The sequence below is a fragment of the Nostoc sp. genome, assembly GCF_036916655.1.
Taxonomy (GTDB): domain Bacteria; phylum Cyanobacteriota; class Cyanobacteriia; order Cyanobacteriales; family Nostocaceae; genus Nostoc.
Genome location: NZ_JBALFY010000064.1, coordinates 125,208 through 138,825 on the forward strand (window position 1 = coordinate 125,208; position 13,618 = coordinate 138,825).

Below are 13,618 nucleotides of genomic sequence, written 5' to 3' on the forward strand. Positions count from 1 at the left end.
CAAATTAACCCCAAACAGTTGCTAGGATAGTTAATAGGTGAGAAATTTTCAGAATGCCTACTGCTACCCAGCTAGAGAGTCTATACCGCATTGCCTATCAACTGACCTATGTTATGCTTCAGCCCATACATCTTGTTTGTGTTGATAATCGTACTGGTAATGTGTATTTATTAGCTGGCTATAGCGAAGAACTGGAGTTTCAAATTCTACCTAACGGAGAGTTTGCTGATGAGCCGCATTAACTATGATGCAATGTCTAATGCCGAGTTGAGAGAGTATTTTCTCAAACATCGTAGAGATGAAGCGGCATTTCAGGCGTACTTAAACAGAATTAACCAACGTCCACTCAGAATTATTGCATCTCTCAACGACCCTGATTTTGATGAAAAGGTTCAGGTAGCTATTCGTCAAAAGTTAGAAGCCTCAAGAAATGGTAGCAACCAGCCGTCTAACACAGCATTGGAACCGAAAGATCAAGTTGCTATACTGAACGTGATAACTATGAATGATAACGTGCAAAATGACATTCTCAATGAATATGATAACAGCCAGATAATACTCCATAAACTTGAAACAAAGGTAAAAGAACTTTTAAATGATCTTTTAGAACCAAATAAAGCAAATATTCATACTATAGTTTCAAGAATAAAATCAAAGGATAGCCTTATCAAGAAAATAGAACGTAAAAACAAGTACTCTTATTTAAGAGATATAACTGATATTGTTGGTTTTAGAGTCATCACTCTTTATTCTGATACTGTTGATGAAGTCGCAAAAATTATTGAATCTGAATTTAAGATAGACGAGCAAAATTCTATTGATAAAAGAAAAGCTTTAGAACCTAACAGGTTTGGCTATCTTTCACTTCATTATGTAGCTTCTTTTTCTGATATTCGAGGTCAGTTACCTGAAAATACTTTAGTTTCAGATTTTCGTTTTGAAATACAAATTCGCTCAATTCTTCAGCATACTTGGGCTGAGATAGAACATGACCTTGGATACAAAAGCAAAAATTCACCTCCCGAACCAATTCAGCGAAGATTTTATCGTCTTGCGGGACTTCTGGAAGTGGCTGATGAGGAATTTAAACATCTTCGTAATGCAATTGAGGAGTACAAATGTCAGGTAGAAGATAGTATAAATCAAAATGATTTGAACAATGTAAGAGTTGATCTAGAGTCAATTAAAGAGTTTATACAAAGAGAAGCTTTAGTTAAGCAAATAAGTCACGCTATATCTACTAAAATAAATGTACCTCTCTACAATCAAGGTGTTGAATCGGATATAATCGAGCGCCTATTTTTTTCAGGTTTCTCTACTCTTGAGGAAATCAAAAGAGATTTAGAACAATATAGAAACCAAATTATAGAGTTCGCTGTGTTATGGATTAGTGGAAGCAATAGAAATAACTTTGCCTTTATTACTTGTGAAGTAGCATTCATATATCTTTGTTATATCAAATTAGCTTTGATAGGGAATGCGCCTGATATAATAGAGCGTCTAAAGTTGTTTCCTCTTAATATAGGTACTGAAGAACAATTTAAACAACTTGCTGGTCGGATCTTGAAAACATATAAAGAAATTGACGATTCATGAAATATCGCATTGAAATGCCGAGTGTAGCAGAAGCAAACAAGCACACGGGGATATGCTGGAGCATAATTAAACATATACCAGCAAAGCGATCGCATCTGGTAATTTTGAGAGCCATGCCAAGATAGATAGAAAGTAGAGAGCAAAATAATGCTAAAAACATTCAGAGCTTGGTTGAAAGGAAGTTGTTTAGAGTGGATTGATGATGTACCAACATTGGGAGAGCAACAAATCCCGGTTCATGTTACATTGCTCGAAAATGAATCAGTCATAGATAAACAAGCACGGGGACGAAGAATGGCTGAAATATTAGAAAAACTTGCTGTAAGTCAAGCTTTGACTGATATTGATCCAGTTATTTGGCAGCAAGAAACCCGTCAAGACCGTTCACTTCCGGGACGATAAAACGTGCTGCTTGATAGCAATATTATTATATATTCTGCTCAATCAGAAAACGGCCAATTGAGAGAGTTAATTGCTGAATATGCACCTGCGGTATCAGCACTCAGTTATTTGGAAGTGTTAGGCTATCATCTGCTTAAAGAGGAACAACGCCAGTATTTTGAGGAGTTTTTTCAAGTTGCTCAGGTTCTACCAATCTCTCAAGATGTGTTAAATCAAGCGGTAATTCTGCGACAACAGAAACGAATGACTCTAGGTGATGCAATTATTGCCGGCACTGCTTTGGTGTATGGACTAACTTTGATAACAAGAAATACAGATGATTTCCGTTGGATTACACAGGTGAGATTGTGGAATCCGTTTGAGTCTGGTAAACCCAGTTAAGAGAAAAGTGCGTAGAGGTAGCCGATCATAGACATCGCATCTGGTAATTTTGAGAGCGATGCCTACGACTGGCTACGCCTACGCATTAAAAATTATTGAAAATTGAGCGCTTCTTGACAAAATCCCGAATTGTAGTCACAATGTAATTACAATCAAGGATAAGTATTTTTATGGGGACAGCAATTAGAACCCGTATTGTTAAAATTGGGAATTCTCAAGGTATCCGCATTCCTAAACTTCTGTTGGAACAAAGTGGTATTGGCGAAGAGGTGGAAATTGAAATTCAAGATTGTCATCTAATTGTCCGTGCTGCCTCTCAATCGCGTCATGGATGGGAGGAAGCATTTGCAAATATGGCGAAGCAACATGACGATGCACTGCTTGATGATGGCGTAACCACAGAGTGGGAGCATCTAGAGTGGGAGTGGTAGTCAATCGATTTGATGTGTTTTTGGTTAACCTCGACCCGACGATTGGTAGTGAGATTCAGAAAACAAAACCCTGTGTAATAATCTCACCAGATGAGATGAACAAATATATTGCCACGGTTATTGTTGCTCCGATGACAACTAAAGGACAGTCTTATCCAACTCGTGTTGCTTGTCAGTTTCAGGGCAAGGATGGGCAAATTGTTCTAGATCAAATTCATACAGTTGACAAAACTCGATTAGTCAAAAAGCTAGGTCAGATTGGTTCTGATGAAAAAAAAGCAGTTTTAGATACCTTGGCTGAAATGTTTGCTGAATAATATGCTTAACAATCGCGTACATTGAATTGTTATATTATTCCATCGCAATGGTTATACTAATTCTCGATGAATACGAATTATATAACGTCTCTGCTTATCTTCAACATTTTATTTCCACCAGGTTGTAGTTCGTATTCAACCTTTTCAATCTCTACCTTGTAACCTTTTGAAGTGTAATATTTAACTATTTCATCTAAATGTTGTGAATGTTTCCACATTAAAGTTAACAAGGGAAAAATTCGGACTTCTTTAGCAATACGCAACATCTCATCTACTGAATTTAAGTGAAAATCGTAGTCGAGATGGTCTGAATACAAAAATAATAAATGTGAGCAGATCGCTAGATCAAATTCTTGATTATTATACGCCAATTTCGGCAACTCACCGACTATATACCTGTTGCTCTTTTTACCAGTTTCATAATCAGATAAAAATTCTTGAATAACTTTAACTCGATTGTGTCGCAAATCATCAGGGGATTTATGATAGCTCCATACCCAATCATTCGATGTTGCCTTGACTTGGTTAATGATGTTATCTACCGCTTCATTAAATCTTTGCAATATTTCATCACCGGAAAATTGGTATAGTGGATCAACAGAAACTACACTTTTACCTTGACGTGTCATTTCTGCATTAAAGCTTGCTGGCCCATCCCCAATGCCAATAATATTTTTATTTAAATCTGCGTTTGTTAAATTGAATATTCTTATATATTCATCCATTGACCTACCAAAAGGAACTACTTTCTCTAAAACCATTGCCATAAAATTCACCTCATAAATAGACTGATGAAATAGGATAATAGCAAACTCAAAATCTTTGATGTACTGCTAGACGGCAATCATTCAGAAGCACATCAAGCTCTTTGACAACCTTCAAGGGATTTCTACCTCTAAATACAGCAGCGATCGCAGCTTCATAAGGATTTCTACCTGTTCTTTTGACAGCATCTATTGCAGCTTGATTTGATAATCCTCGGACACTAACTAGCCAAGCCGCTAATACATGTCCAGTACGTCCAATTCCACCAGCGCAATGTACAACAACTTTCTGATTTTGTTTATCGGCTTCTATTAAGAAAGGAAGTATTTTCTGGGTGAGGTTTTCTAAATCAGATAAATGAAAATCTGCAATTGGTGTAGAGCAAACTAGCTCATTACCAAATTCCTGTTTGTATATGCCCAAAAGATCGGAATAAGAAGCTAGCTGTTGTTCAGCAAGAAGACAGCAAACACGCTTGATATCTTGGCGCTTCATGAATTCTACCCAATCTTGAACGTTCTTATCAGTGTATCCAGGTCGCGCAGCACCAAAGACTATTTGCTCATTCTCGCAAGCTGGGGCAAACTTGTACATATCTAAACTGTCTAGAGTCGAGGTTGATAAATTTCACCAATGGCAGAAAATGGCGATCGCAGCAATAGCAACGATTCAAATCAAAGTCCCCAATCCGTATCTAGTTGCTACAGTCGCGGTGAAAAATACTAAGCTGGTAGATAGCACGTTAAAACTTTAGCGGAAATTCGCAATCGCATTCATCGGCGGTTTAGAATTCTCCATTGGCGAACTACCTGTAATTACATTATGTTTGATGCATTATCTGACCGTTTAGAATCCGCCTGGAAAAAACTGCGGGGACAGGACAAAATTTCTCAATCCAACATTCAAGATGCATTGCGCGAAGTGCGCCGCGCCTTGTTGGAAGCAGATGTTAACCTCCAGGTAGTCAAAGATTTTATTAGCGAAGTCGAAGCTAAGGCACAGGGCGCCGAGGTGATTACTGGCGTGCGACCTGACCAACAGTTTATCAAAATTGTTCACGATGAACTGGTGCAGGTGATGGGAGAAGAAAATGTTCCCATCGCAGAAGCCCAGGAACAGCCTACGATTATTCTAATGGCTGGGCTGCAAGGTACTGGTAAAACCACAGCTACCGCTAAATTAGCCTTACATCTGAGAAAATTAGATCGTAGCTGCTTGTTGGTGGCGACAGACGTATATCGTCCAGCAGCGATCGATCAATTGCTAACCTTGGGTAAGCAAATTGACGTACCAGTATTTGAACTAGGAAGCGATGCCGATCCCGTAGAAATAGCAAGGCAAGGTGTAGAACGCGCTAGGGCAGAAGGTGTAAACACAGTAATTATTGATACTGCTGGTCGTCTGCAAATTGACGAAGATATGATGGCGGAATTAGCCCGCATCAAAGCAACCGTCCAACCCCATGAAACTCTGTTGGTGGTGGACGCGATGACTGGTCAAGAAGCCGCTAATCTTACCCGCACCTTCCACGATCAGATCGGCATTACTGGGGCAATTCTCACCAAATTAGATGGTGATAGCCGTGGTGGTGCAGCGCTTTCTGTGCGGAAGATTTCGGGCGCGCCGATTAAATTTGTGGGCGTGGGTGAAAAAGTCGAGGCACTGCAACCGTTTTATCCCGATCGCATGGCATCGCGGATTTTGGGAATGGGCGATGTGTTAACCCTGGTGGAAAAAGCCCAAGAAGAGTTTGACTTAGCCGATGCTGAGAAAATGCAGGAGAAAATTTTGTCAGCGAAGTTTGACTTTACTGACTTTCTCAAGCAGTTGCGGATGCTAAAGAACATGGGTTCTCTGGGAGGCTTGATCAAGATGATCCCAGGGATGAACAAGCTTTCAGACGATCAACTCAAGCAGGGGGAAACCCAGTTAAAGCGCTGTGAGGCGATGATTAACTCCATGACTCGCCAAGAACGCCATGACCCCGATTTATTAGCCAGTTCTCCCAGTCGGCGGCGGCGGATTGCTTCTGGCTCCGGCTATAGAGAGTCAGACGTGACTAAACTGGTGGGTGATTTCCAAAAAATGCGATCGCTCATGCAGCAAATGGGTCAAGGCGGCTTCCCTGGAATGCCAGGAATGTTCGGCGGTGGCGGTATGGGTAACGCCTTCGCGGGTGCTGGGAATCGTCCCCCTGCCCCCGGATGGCGGGGTTATGATGGTGCCTCAGCCACGAAAAAGAAAAAACCCAAAGATAAAAAGAAAAAAGGCTTCGGCAATCTTTAGTCAAGAGTTATTGGTCATTAACCAATGACAAAGGACAAAGGACAAAGGACTAATAGCAGCAAATGCTAGGCAGTGCTAAAATTAGCATTTCGACCTCAGAATTTATCAGCAGAGGAAACTAACCCTCAATTTCTTGGCAACAGCCAGATTTAGGTTACTTCCTTTTAAACAATAGGAGAATGATTCTTCAACCATGATCAAACTGCGCCTGAAGCGATTCGGTAAAAAACGGGAAGCAAGTTACCGCATTATCGCCATTAACAACCTCGCTCGCCGCGATGGCCGTCCCTTAGAAGAATTGGGTTTTTATAACCCCAGAACTGATGAAGTGCGACTAGACGTTCCCGCCATCGTCAAGCGACTACAACAAGGCGCTCAACCCACTGACACCGTTCGTCGCATTCTAGTAAAAGCTAATGTTTTTGAGCAGGTCAGTGCAACAGCCGCATCATAATTTCGGAACAAAACTCCCAACAGCTAGCCCAAACTATGTTGAGCTGGTTCGCTTTTTGGTGCAGCCGTTTTTGGAATCTCCAGAGACTTTAAGCGTCGATTGTGAAATTTCTCAAGCCCTCAAACGGGTTTGGGTTCGCATCGCCTTTGAAAGCACAGATAAAGGAAAAGTGTTTGGTCGAGGGGGACGCAATATTCAGGCGATTCGTACAGTAATTGCCGCAGCCGCAACCGCAGCTGGGCAATCAACATACCTGGATATCTATGGCAGCACCACTCCGGGCCGCGAGGGTATGTCTTTTGATGAAGACACAGAAGAGCGATCGCCACCGCCGACTAAGAGAGAACCGCGTGCAAATGATGGGCCTAAACCCATTGTTAAACCGCGCCTCCGCTAGGTTGAAACTAGATAGTGAATCTGAGCGGTTGTTGTTACCTCCGCTCAGAATTTTTGCAAAGATGGAAAGTAGCAAAAAGATTTAAAAATCTTTTTTTGGACTATTCGTGGGGGCTATGCCCTCACCCCCAGCCCCTCTCCCAATATGGGAGAGGGGAGTAAATTAATTATCCATTTCCCCTTCTCCCAATATGGGAAAAGGGGTTAGGGAATGAGGGCAAGCTGTACGCCCCTACGGACGATTAATTTATGACAAAAATTTTTCAAAATGTAGGTAATAAAAACATAATTTCGCCATTAGCGAGAAAAATTAACCTTTGTCAAATACAGATCCTCACCAATTAAAAAATCCTATGGCAGGTGCTTTAACAATTCAGCTGCCGAATATTCCCAGTGCGATCGCTCTTGGGGGAGATGGAGAAGAAAATCTCAAAATCCTATCTCGGCAAACAGGGGCCACTTTAGTGCTACGCGGACAGGAATTAGTGATTTCTGGTACTGAAGGGCAAATTGATCTGGCTTCTCGATTAGTGCGATCGCTTGAAAACCTCTGGATTAAAGGCCATACTATCTCCAGTGCTGATATTTTAACAGCCCGTCAAGCCATAGATAGCGATCGCCAAGGAGAACTCCAAGATTTACAGCGAGATGTCCTCGCTAAAAGTCGCCGGGGTGAAGAAGTCCGTGCCAAAACCTTTCGCCAGCGTCAATATATCGATGCACTCCGCAAACGCGATCTCACCTTCGGTGTTGGCCCTGCCGGTACTGGCAAGACTTATCTTGCTGTTGTTGTCGCGGTGCAAGCACTCCTTGCCAACCAAGTTGAAAAGCTAATTTTAACTCGCCCTGCTGTCGAAGCTGGTGAAAAACTCGGTTTTTTGCCTGGAGACTTACAGCAAAAAGTTAATCCCTATCTTCGCCCACTTTACGATGCTATTTATGAATTCATCGACCCAGAAAAAATACCCAGTTTAATGGAGCGCGGTGTGATTGAAGTCGCACCACTCGCCTATATGCGGGGACGCACTCTCAATAACGCTTTTATAATTGTCGATGAAGCGCAAAATACTACACCCGCTCAGATGAAAATGGTTTTGACTCGTCTGGGTTTCCGTTCGCGGATGGTGATTACAGGCGACATGACACAAACTGATTTACCACTTCACCAACAATCAGGTTTAGGGGTGGCTTTACAAATTTTAAAACACGTTGAAGGCATTGCCTTTTGTGAATTTTCTCAAAAAGATGTCGTGCGCCATCCTTTAGTTCAGCGCATTGTTGCTGCTTATGAACAATATGAAAAGTAGGGATTTGGAATTGGGCATCAGTTAGGACTCATCGTTTAACCAATGACAAAGGACAAATGACAAATGACCACAACATTGAAAGAATTTTTAGCAGCTTGCGAGACTTTGGGAACTTTGCGTTTAATTGTTACTAGCAGTGCTGCTGTATTAGAAGCACGGGGCAAAATTGAAAAGCTATTTTATGCAGAATTGCCCAAAGGTAAATATGCAAATATGCACACCGAAGGCTTTGAATTTCACTTGAATATGGATAAAATTATTCAAGTGAAATTTGAAACAGGTGAAGCGAAAAGGGGGAATTTTACAACCTATGCAATTCGGTTTTTAGATGAGAAACAAGAGTCTGCTTTAAGCCTCTTTTTGCAATGGGGTAAACCGGGAGAATATGAACCAGGACAGGTGGAAGCTTGGGAAACTCTAAAAGAGAAGTATGGGGAAATTTGGGAACCATTACCAGCAGAAATTTAATACAGCTAAACTGATAGGGGTGGAGGAAATCGGATATCTGCACTGAACTGCTCGATATTAATGCTGCGATGAATTGGTAAAACATATTCTAAATTTTCGTGGGGGCGGGGAATAATATGCTCAGAAAGCACTTCGCCACCGTTGACTTGCAGCACCGCTTTTAGTCCTGCTGTCACCGCCACATTCACCTCGCCAATAGCCCCTCGAATTAACACGGTAATTCGTCCCAAATCAGTATTTTCATAACCAACAAGGGTTACACGGGCAGCTTTACACATTGCATCTCCCACTTCCACTGCTGTCGGAACGCCATAAACTTCAATCATGCCTAATGCTAATGTCATGCTGTCACGATAAATTTGGGATTGTAAGGTTAATTAATCTACTATAAAATTTTAATTTTTAACACAAAAATAATTAATTTTTAATCGATAAATAATAAACGTTAAATATAAAACTGTTAATGCTTGTCATGAAGGGAATTTGGAGTTTTTGCTTGCTGTTTTTATTTCTTCTGTGGGGTGGAGAAGCTGAAGCCGGAGAGTTATCTAAACGGTTAACCAACTTTCCCCAGTGGGAAAAATTAACTTCAGTGAAACCAGCATCGGGTGATTTAGTTTACCCTGAATGGATGGCTGGTACTTGGAAAGTTACAAGTACTTTAGTAGATTTAGTTGCGCCTTTAGCACCAGAGATTGTAACACCAGGATTTGAAGGTAATCGCCGACAATTAAATCAGCCTGTGAGTTTTGTAGTAAGATTTGTAAAAGAACAACCATCAATTACTGGACTAAAAATATTACCTCAGATAGATTACAAATCCCCAGTTTTAGTAGCAGATAGAGCGTTTAATAGCTTGAATTTGGCGAGGGCTTATTTAGGGGATGAAGCAGTGTTATTAGTCAAAGTAGATCCAGATTCACCTAATCGTCAAATTACATTTTTGCGTAGCAGTCGGCAACTAATTTCCATTGTGACTGCACGAGCCACAGAAAATCCCACTGATGGAAAATTTATCACTACAGAAGTGTTTCAACAACTATTTAAAGGCGGTTCACGCCCCTACTTAAACTCTGTAGAATCTACCACCGCTTATCATAAGCTTCCAACATCTAATCCGGCGATTGAAGCAGATCAAGTAACTGCTGTTTATCTTTCACCCCAAGATCCAGATTACTTTAAAGCGGGTTCTCGACCAGTTGCTCTCTACCGCTATCGCCTTGAATTTTTCCCTCAAGAATTGCCAACTACTCCTAAAGGGTGATTTGTCATCTAGCTCTTGACTACTTTGTAATACATTCGTAGTATAGAAATTCCAAGTTTACGATCGCGCTCTTGGACGGTGTGCATCATGGCCAAATTTCAAGATATTGTCAATTACTTTCGCTCTTACTGGAAGCCGAGTGTTTTCAGTATTACAGCATCCAGCGTTTACGAAATTATTGATTTGGTTGTACCTTACGCGATCGGACAGATTTTAAACGTTTTGTCTGCTCAACCATTGGATAAACCACTTCAAAGTGCGATCGCAACTTTTTCGGAAATCACCAATTATCCAGTTAATCAAACTCTATCTTTAGGTGTATTGCTGGGTTTAATTTTCGTTGTCACCGTAGTGAGAGCGCCCACACAACCCTGGTTAACCAATTGGTTTCATTGGGATATAGCCTTCAGATCGCGTCGAGAAAAAAACGAAACAGCGATCGCCAAAGTTCTGACTCTGCCACTAGAATTTTATGATGAAAATAACCCTGGCCGCATTGCCGGAAGAGTAGCTAGAGGTATTTCTAATCATACTTTTAGTTACCCGGAAGTTGCCGGACAGTTGATTCCTAAACTGGCTCGTGTGCTGGGGATTTTTGTGTTTATCTTGTTGATAGAGTGGCGGATTGCAATTTTATATCTAATTTCTTTTGTAATTATTCTCAGCTTCAGCTTGAGGAGTTTACAAAAGCTAGTTAGATACGAAAGTCGTCTGGATAAGTATGGAGAGGACACCGAAAGCCGCACTTCCGAATTAATCACCAATATCAAAACGGTAAAAGCATTTGCTACAGAAGCTAGAGAACTGAAGCGGCAAAAGCAACGTTTGGATCGCGAACTAACGGTGCTTGATTATCGCATCCACAAAGGTTATACGATATTGGGTACTTGGCAAAGAACCGTAATTCAGTTTTGTGTATTTACAATTCTGGGTTTGACTTTAGCAGCAACAGTAAATGGGAGAATTTCTCTCGGTCACTTTGTCATGACCTTAACTCTTTCTAGCATGGCTTATGCCGAATTAGAACCTATTAGTAGCTTGGCAGAAGTTTTTGCCCGCCGTTATTCTTCCATGCTGCGGTTTCACGAATTTCTCCAAGAGCCAACTGCATCTGATTCAGCTAGTCTTTTAAAAGAGAGTAACCAGACAGAATCACCTTATAAATTTACTGGAAAAGTCGAGTTATCGCACCTCAGTTTTGGATATGATGCCAACCGTCAAGTTTTACAAGATATCAACTTGTTGATTGAGCCATACCAAACAGTGGCATTAGTAGGGCGTTCCGGTTCTGGTAAGTCTACTTTAGTAAAATTGCTATTGCGATATTTTGAACCTCAATCAGGTCAAATTTTGATTGATGGTCAAGATATTCGCACTTTAGATGTGGGTAAGTATAGACGAAGGCTAGCGATCGTTCACCAAGAAGTAGACGTTTTTAACGGTACAATATTGGATAATCTCACCTACGGTAGAACGAATGCCACTTTCGAGCAGGTTCAGGAAGCCTGTAGAATTGCCAGAGTCGATGAAGTAGTACAGCACTTAGCCAAAGGTTATTACACTGTCGTGGGAGAACGAGGTGTCAGACTATCTGGAGGGCAAAGACAGCGCTTGGGAATTGCTAGGGCGTTGCTAGTGGAACCAGACGTGCTGATTTTTGACGAAGCCACCTCTAGTTTAGATTATGAATCTGAGCGTTCAATTCAGCTAGCGATGCGATCGATTCAGGGTACTTGCACCACCATTGTGATTGCCCACCGTTTAAGCACAGTGCGAGAAGCTGATAAAATTGTCGTTCTAGAGCAAGGAAAGATTGTAGAAGTAGGTAGCCACGATGAACTTTTGCGTCACGAAGGTATTTATCGCCGCTTGCACTCCCTGCAAGAAACAGGAGAACTCCTGAGTTAGGGGATATACACCTTTTAGATTTTAAATTTTAGATTGACTCCACCAATCAGTCTGCTTCATTAAATCGACCTTATTGTATTATCAAGAAGGTCGATTTTTTCCAATTTTCTCCAATAGTATTTTGTACAAGACTGGAAATTCTGAGCCACCAGTCATAATGTATACAATATGTGATAATAGATTTCAGATAAAAGTCAATGTCTACTGAACTCTGCCGAGTCCATCTCACTTTTTCCTAGCCCTAGCGAATGAAAATCGCGGCTACACAAACAAAACCTAACTCCGTGGGTTTCAAATTCCTTCAGTCCGCGCAGACGGACTTCGTTTGTATGGCCGCGATTTCTAATCATCAGATATATTTGCAAAACTGAGATGCTTCCACTCTGTCAACCTAAGTAATGCAAGAACCATGTTAATTACATATCCCTAGATATCTATGCAACAAATCTTATACATTATTATTTAATTAAACTATATTATTTGTGACTATAACTAAAATTACTCCTGGACAAACACTTACTTCCACACAAAAAATTGGCTTAGATTTAGTTGCTGTTTTGGGTGGCGGACGAGATGTTGTCTTGGCAATTGATTTGACAGAAAGCGTGGGATTGAATGATGAAGGCCGTATCCGCTTACGTCAAATCATTCAAGATAGTCTTAAGCCGGGAGATACTGTATACATTATTCCTTTTGCTCAAGATGTAGTTTTAAGTGAAGTTAAATCAGGTGTAAATCCTTTGGGAACACCCCTTGACTTTATTAGTAATAATCAAGAAAATATTGACAATATTTTAGCAAAAATACCTTCGTCAGACCCAAAATACTACGGTACAGATATTCAGCAAGCTGAATTCACTGTTTATCAAGGTCTGGCTCAGATTAATCAAAATCGACTGCAAGAAAATCAATATATAAAACCACAATCAGTAGTTTGGATTACAGATGCACCCCTATTTACCCAACCAGGAATTCCTTCTCAAATTTGGATAGAAACCTCTGCTGCTAGCCCTTTTCGGATAGCTGAATCAAGAGAAAGTCAACAGCGACAAGCTTGGATTAAAGATTTGCCGATTCAGAAGCGATCGCTATCAATAAAAACGCAGAAGAATCAACAATATAAGCTTACTGTAGTCGATATTGCTCCTACAGTTCAAGAATTTTGCACCCCAGCCCCAGGTAATAAAGAAACTTGTTTAGTCACACCTTATTTAATCAAAAAACTGTGGATACCTGGATTAACTGTAATATTACTATTAGTAGCGCTAATTTTAGGTGGAGTAAAATTATATCGTCTGCAAAAAAAATGGGTATTGATAGTTGATTTTGAAGCAACAGCAAAACCAGAAGACCAAAAATGCAGCTTGCCAAACAATAAACGGATTGCAATTGGTGAATATGACTCTACTTGTGTAGATTCTATTGACTGCCCAGGTGTAGAAGTTAGGGCATATTTAGAACGCAAAGGTGAGAAGCTTTATTTAGTACCAACTAATTTGACACCAATTTATTATAATGGTAAAGAAATTGCGTCACGTACTCTCATAGATAAATCTAGGTTTCGGCTAAATTGTCCAGATTTTCGCAACCGCGACTACGAGATCATTATTAAGCTAAAAAAGTAGTATCTCTAGGATGCCTAT

19 protein-coding genes are annotated in these 13,618 nt (G+C 40.7%); 16 read left to right on the top strand and 3 right to left on the bottom strand.

Translation table 11 applies throughout. The features are described from left to right. Positions 1–53: 53 nt before the first annotated feature. The 7 genes from V7L31_RS15980 (at position 54) to V7L31_RS16010 (ending at position 3,127) form a co-directional block, all read left to right on the top strand. The gene (locus tag V7L31_RS15980) at positions 54–242 is read left to right on the top strand and encodes a DUF6888 family protein (protein ID WP_334697134.1); all 189 of its coding nucleotides are present in this window, start codon (positions 54–56) and stop codon (positions 240–242) included. Beyond that, positions 229–1,596: a GTP pyrophosphokinase gene (locus V7L31_RS15985; RefSeq protein ID WP_334697135.1), complete on the top strand. Its 1,368-nt coding sequence runs from the start codon at positions 229–231 to the stop codon at positions 1,594–1,596. The genes V7L31_RS15980 and V7L31_RS15985 overlap by 14 nt, the downstream gene beginning before the upstream one ends. Beyond that, the gene (locus V7L31_RS15990) at positions 1,593–1,721 is read left to right on the top strand and encodes a hypothetical protein (protein ID WP_334697136.1); all 129 of its coding nucleotides are present in this window, start codon (positions 1,593–1,595) and stop codon (positions 1,719–1,721) included. Before V7L31_RS15985 ends, V7L31_RS15990 begins: the two co-directional genes overlap by 4 nt. A 22-nt stretch (positions 1,722–1,743) precedes the next feature. After that, entirely contained in the window at positions 1,744–1,998 is a 255-nt protein-coding gene (locus V7L31_RS15995) for a hypothetical protein (protein WP_334697137.1), read from the top strand. Positions 1,999–2,001: 3 nt separating this feature from the next. Beyond that, on the top strand, positions 2,002–2,379 hold the full coding sequence (locus V7L31_RS16000) for a type II toxin-antitoxin system VapC family toxin (RefSeq protein WP_334697138.1): 378 nt from the start codon (positions 2,002–2,004) through the stop codon (positions 2,377–2,379). Between the two features lie 170 nt (positions 2,380–2,549). Continuing rightward, on the top strand, positions 2,550–2,810 hold the full coding sequence (locus V7L31_RS16005) for an AbrB/MazE/SpoVT family DNA-binding domain-containing protein (RefSeq protein ID WP_334697139.1): 261 nt from the start codon (positions 2,550–2,552) through the stop codon (positions 2,808–2,810). Further along, positions 2,783–3,127 (top strand): type II toxin-antitoxin system PemK/MazF family toxin, encoded by a 345-nt coding sequence (locus V7L31_RS16010; protein ID WP_334697140.1) that lies wholly within the window; start codon positions 2,783–2,785, stop codon positions 3,125–3,127. The genes V7L31_RS16005 and V7L31_RS16010 overlap by 28 nt, the downstream gene beginning before the upstream one ends. A gap of 77 nt (positions 3,128–3,204) precedes the next feature. Here V7L31_RS16010 and V7L31_RS16015 read toward each other — a convergent pair whose 3' ends face one another. After that, the gene (locus tag V7L31_RS16015; protein ID WP_334697141.1) at positions 3,205–3,894 is read right to left on the bottom strand and encodes an SAM-dependent methyltransferase; all 690 of its coding nucleotides are present in this window, start codon (positions 3,892–3,894) and stop codon (positions 3,205–3,207) included. Between the two features lie 46 nt (positions 3,895–3,940). Beyond that, a complete protein-coding gene (locus V7L31_RS16020) occupies positions 3,941–4,486 on the bottom strand; it encodes a protein-tyrosine phosphatase family protein (RefSeq protein WP_334697142.1) in 546 nt (181 codons plus the stop codon). Here V7L31_RS16020 and V7L31_RS16025 point away from each other — a divergent pair. From V7L31_RS16025 to V7L31_RS16050, 6 genes are all read left to right on the top strand, one after another. Continuing rightward, positions 4,479–4,646 (top strand): hypothetical protein, encoded by a 168-nt coding sequence (locus V7L31_RS16025; protein WP_334697143.1) that lies wholly within the window; start codon positions 4,479–4,481, stop codon positions 4,644–4,646. The genes V7L31_RS16020 and V7L31_RS16025 overlap by 8 nt on opposite strands. A 68-nt stretch (positions 4,647–4,714) precedes the next feature. Then, positions 4,715–6,178, top strand: a complete 1,464-nt coding sequence (gene ffh / locus V7L31_RS16030) for a signal recognition particle protein (protein ID WP_292848720.1) — start codon at positions 4,715–4,717, stop codon at positions 6,176–6,178. A gap of 193 nt (positions 6,179–6,371) precedes the next feature. Continuing rightward, the gene (gene rpsP, locus V7L31_RS16035; protein WP_251955408.1) at positions 6,372–6,632 is read left to right on the top strand and encodes a 30S ribosomal protein S16; all 261 of its coding nucleotides are present in this window, start codon (positions 6,372–6,374) and stop codon (positions 6,630–6,632) included. Beyond that, on the top strand, positions 6,595–7,029 hold the full coding sequence (locus V7L31_RS16040; RefSeq protein WP_334697144.1) for a KH domain-containing protein: 435 nt from the start codon (positions 6,595–6,597) through the stop codon (positions 7,027–7,029). The genes rpsP and V7L31_RS16040 overlap by 38 nt, the downstream gene beginning before the upstream one ends. Before the next feature lie 352 nt (positions 7,030–7,381). Beyond that, a complete protein-coding gene (locus V7L31_RS16045) occupies positions 7,382–8,335 on the top strand; it encodes a PhoH family protein (protein ID WP_334697145.1) in 954 nt (317 codons plus the stop codon). A 63-nt stretch (positions 8,336–8,398) separates the two neighbouring features. Beyond that, positions 8,399–8,803: a ChuX/HutX family heme-like substrate-binding protein gene (locus tag V7L31_RS16050; protein WP_334697146.1), complete on the top strand. Its 405-nt coding sequence runs from the start codon at positions 8,399–8,401 to the stop codon at positions 8,801–8,803. Between the two features lie 5 nt (positions 8,804–8,808). Here the strand turns inward: V7L31_RS16050 and V7L31_RS16055 are convergent, their stop codons facing one another. Beyond that, entirely contained in the window at positions 8,809–9,147 is a 339-nt protein-coding gene (locus V7L31_RS16055; protein ID WP_334697147.1) for a carbon dioxide-concentrating mechanism protein CcmK, read from the bottom strand. 119 nt (positions 9,148–9,266) lie between these two features. On the opposite strand from V7L31_RS16055, the gene V7L31_RS16060 reads away from it, so the two are divergent. The 3 genes from V7L31_RS16060 to V7L31_RS16070 all read left to right on the top strand — a co-directional run bounded on the left by V7L31_RS16060 (position 9,267) and on the right by V7L31_RS16070 (position 13,600). After that, on the top strand, positions 9,267–10,067 hold the full coding sequence (locus tag V7L31_RS16060; protein ID WP_334697148.1) for a DUF6816 family protein: 801 nt from the start codon (positions 9,267–9,269) through the stop codon (positions 10,065–10,067). Between the two features lie 87 nt (positions 10,068–10,154). Next, a complete protein-coding gene (locus V7L31_RS16065; RefSeq protein ID WP_334697149.1) occupies positions 10,155–11,975 on the top strand; it encodes an ABC transporter ATP-binding protein in 1,821 nt (606 codons plus the stop codon). Between the two features lie 482 nt (positions 11,976–12,457). Then, complete coding sequence (locus V7L31_RS16070; protein ID WP_334697150.1) at positions 12,458–13,600, top strand: vWA domain-containing protein; 1,143 nt, start codon at positions 12,458–12,460, stop codon at positions 13,598–13,600. Positions 13,601–13,618: the final 18 nt, after the last annotated feature.

Excerpts from the sequence above, each read along its gene's own strand:
- rpsP (WP_251955408.1), top strand. The coding sequence starts at position 6,372 with ATGATCAAACTGCGCCTGAAGCGATTCGGTAAAAAACGGGAAGCAAGT.
- V7L31_RS16055 (WP_334697147.1), bottom strand. The coding sequence starts at position 9,147 with ATGACATTAGCATTAGGCATGATTGAAGTTTATGGCGTTCCGACAGCA.
- V7L31_RS16050 (WP_334697146.1), top strand. The coding sequence starts at position 8,399 with ATGACCACAACATTGAAAGAATTTTTAGCAGCTTGCGAGACTTTGGGA.
- V7L31_RS16045 (WP_334697145.1), top strand. The coding sequence starts at position 7,382 with ATGGCAGGTGCTTTAACAATTCAGCTGCCGAATATTCCCAGTGCGATC.
- V7L31_RS15995 (WP_334697137.1), top strand. The coding sequence starts at position 1,744 with ATGCTAAAAACATTCAGAGCTTGGTTGAAAGGAAGTTGTTTAGAGTGG.
- V7L31_RS15980 (WP_334697134.1), top strand. The coding sequence starts at position 54 with ATGCCTACTGCTACCCAGCTAGAGAGTCTATACCGCATTGCCTATCAA.
- V7L31_RS16020 (WP_334697142.1), bottom strand. The coding sequence starts at position 4,486 with ATGTACAAGTTTGCCCCAGCTTGCGAGAATGAGCAAATAGTCTTTGGT.
- V7L31_RS16015 (WP_334697141.1), bottom strand. The coding sequence starts at position 3,894 with ATGGCAATGGTTTTAGAGAAAGTAGTTCCTTTTGGTAGGTCAATGGAT.
- V7L31_RS15985 (WP_334697135.1), top strand. The coding sequence starts at position 229 with ATGAGCCGCATTAACTATGATGCAATGTCTAATGCCGAGTTGAGAGAG.
- V7L31_RS16065 (WP_334697149.1), top strand. The coding sequence starts at position 10,155 with ATGGCCAAATTTCAAGATATTGTCAATTACTTTCGCTCTTACTGGAAG.
- V7L31_RS16060 (WP_334697148.1), top strand. The coding sequence starts at position 9,267 with ATGCTTGTCATGAAGGGAATTTGGAGTTTTTGCTTGCTGTTTTTATTT.
- ffh (WP_292848720.1), top strand. The coding sequence starts at position 4,715 with ATGTTTGATGCATTATCTGACCGTTTAGAATCCGCCTGGAAAAAACTG.
- V7L31_RS16005 (WP_334697139.1), top strand. The coding sequence starts at position 2,550 with ATGGGGACAGCAATTAGAACCCGTATTGTTAAAATTGGGAATTCTCAA.
- V7L31_RS16040 (WP_334697144.1), top strand. The coding sequence starts at position 6,595 with ATGTTTTTGAGCAGGTCAGTGCAACAGCCGCATCATAATTTCGGAACA.
- V7L31_RS15990 (WP_334697136.1), top strand. The coding sequence starts at position 1,593 with ATGAAATATCGCATTGAAATGCCGAGTGTAGCAGAAGCAAACAAGCAC.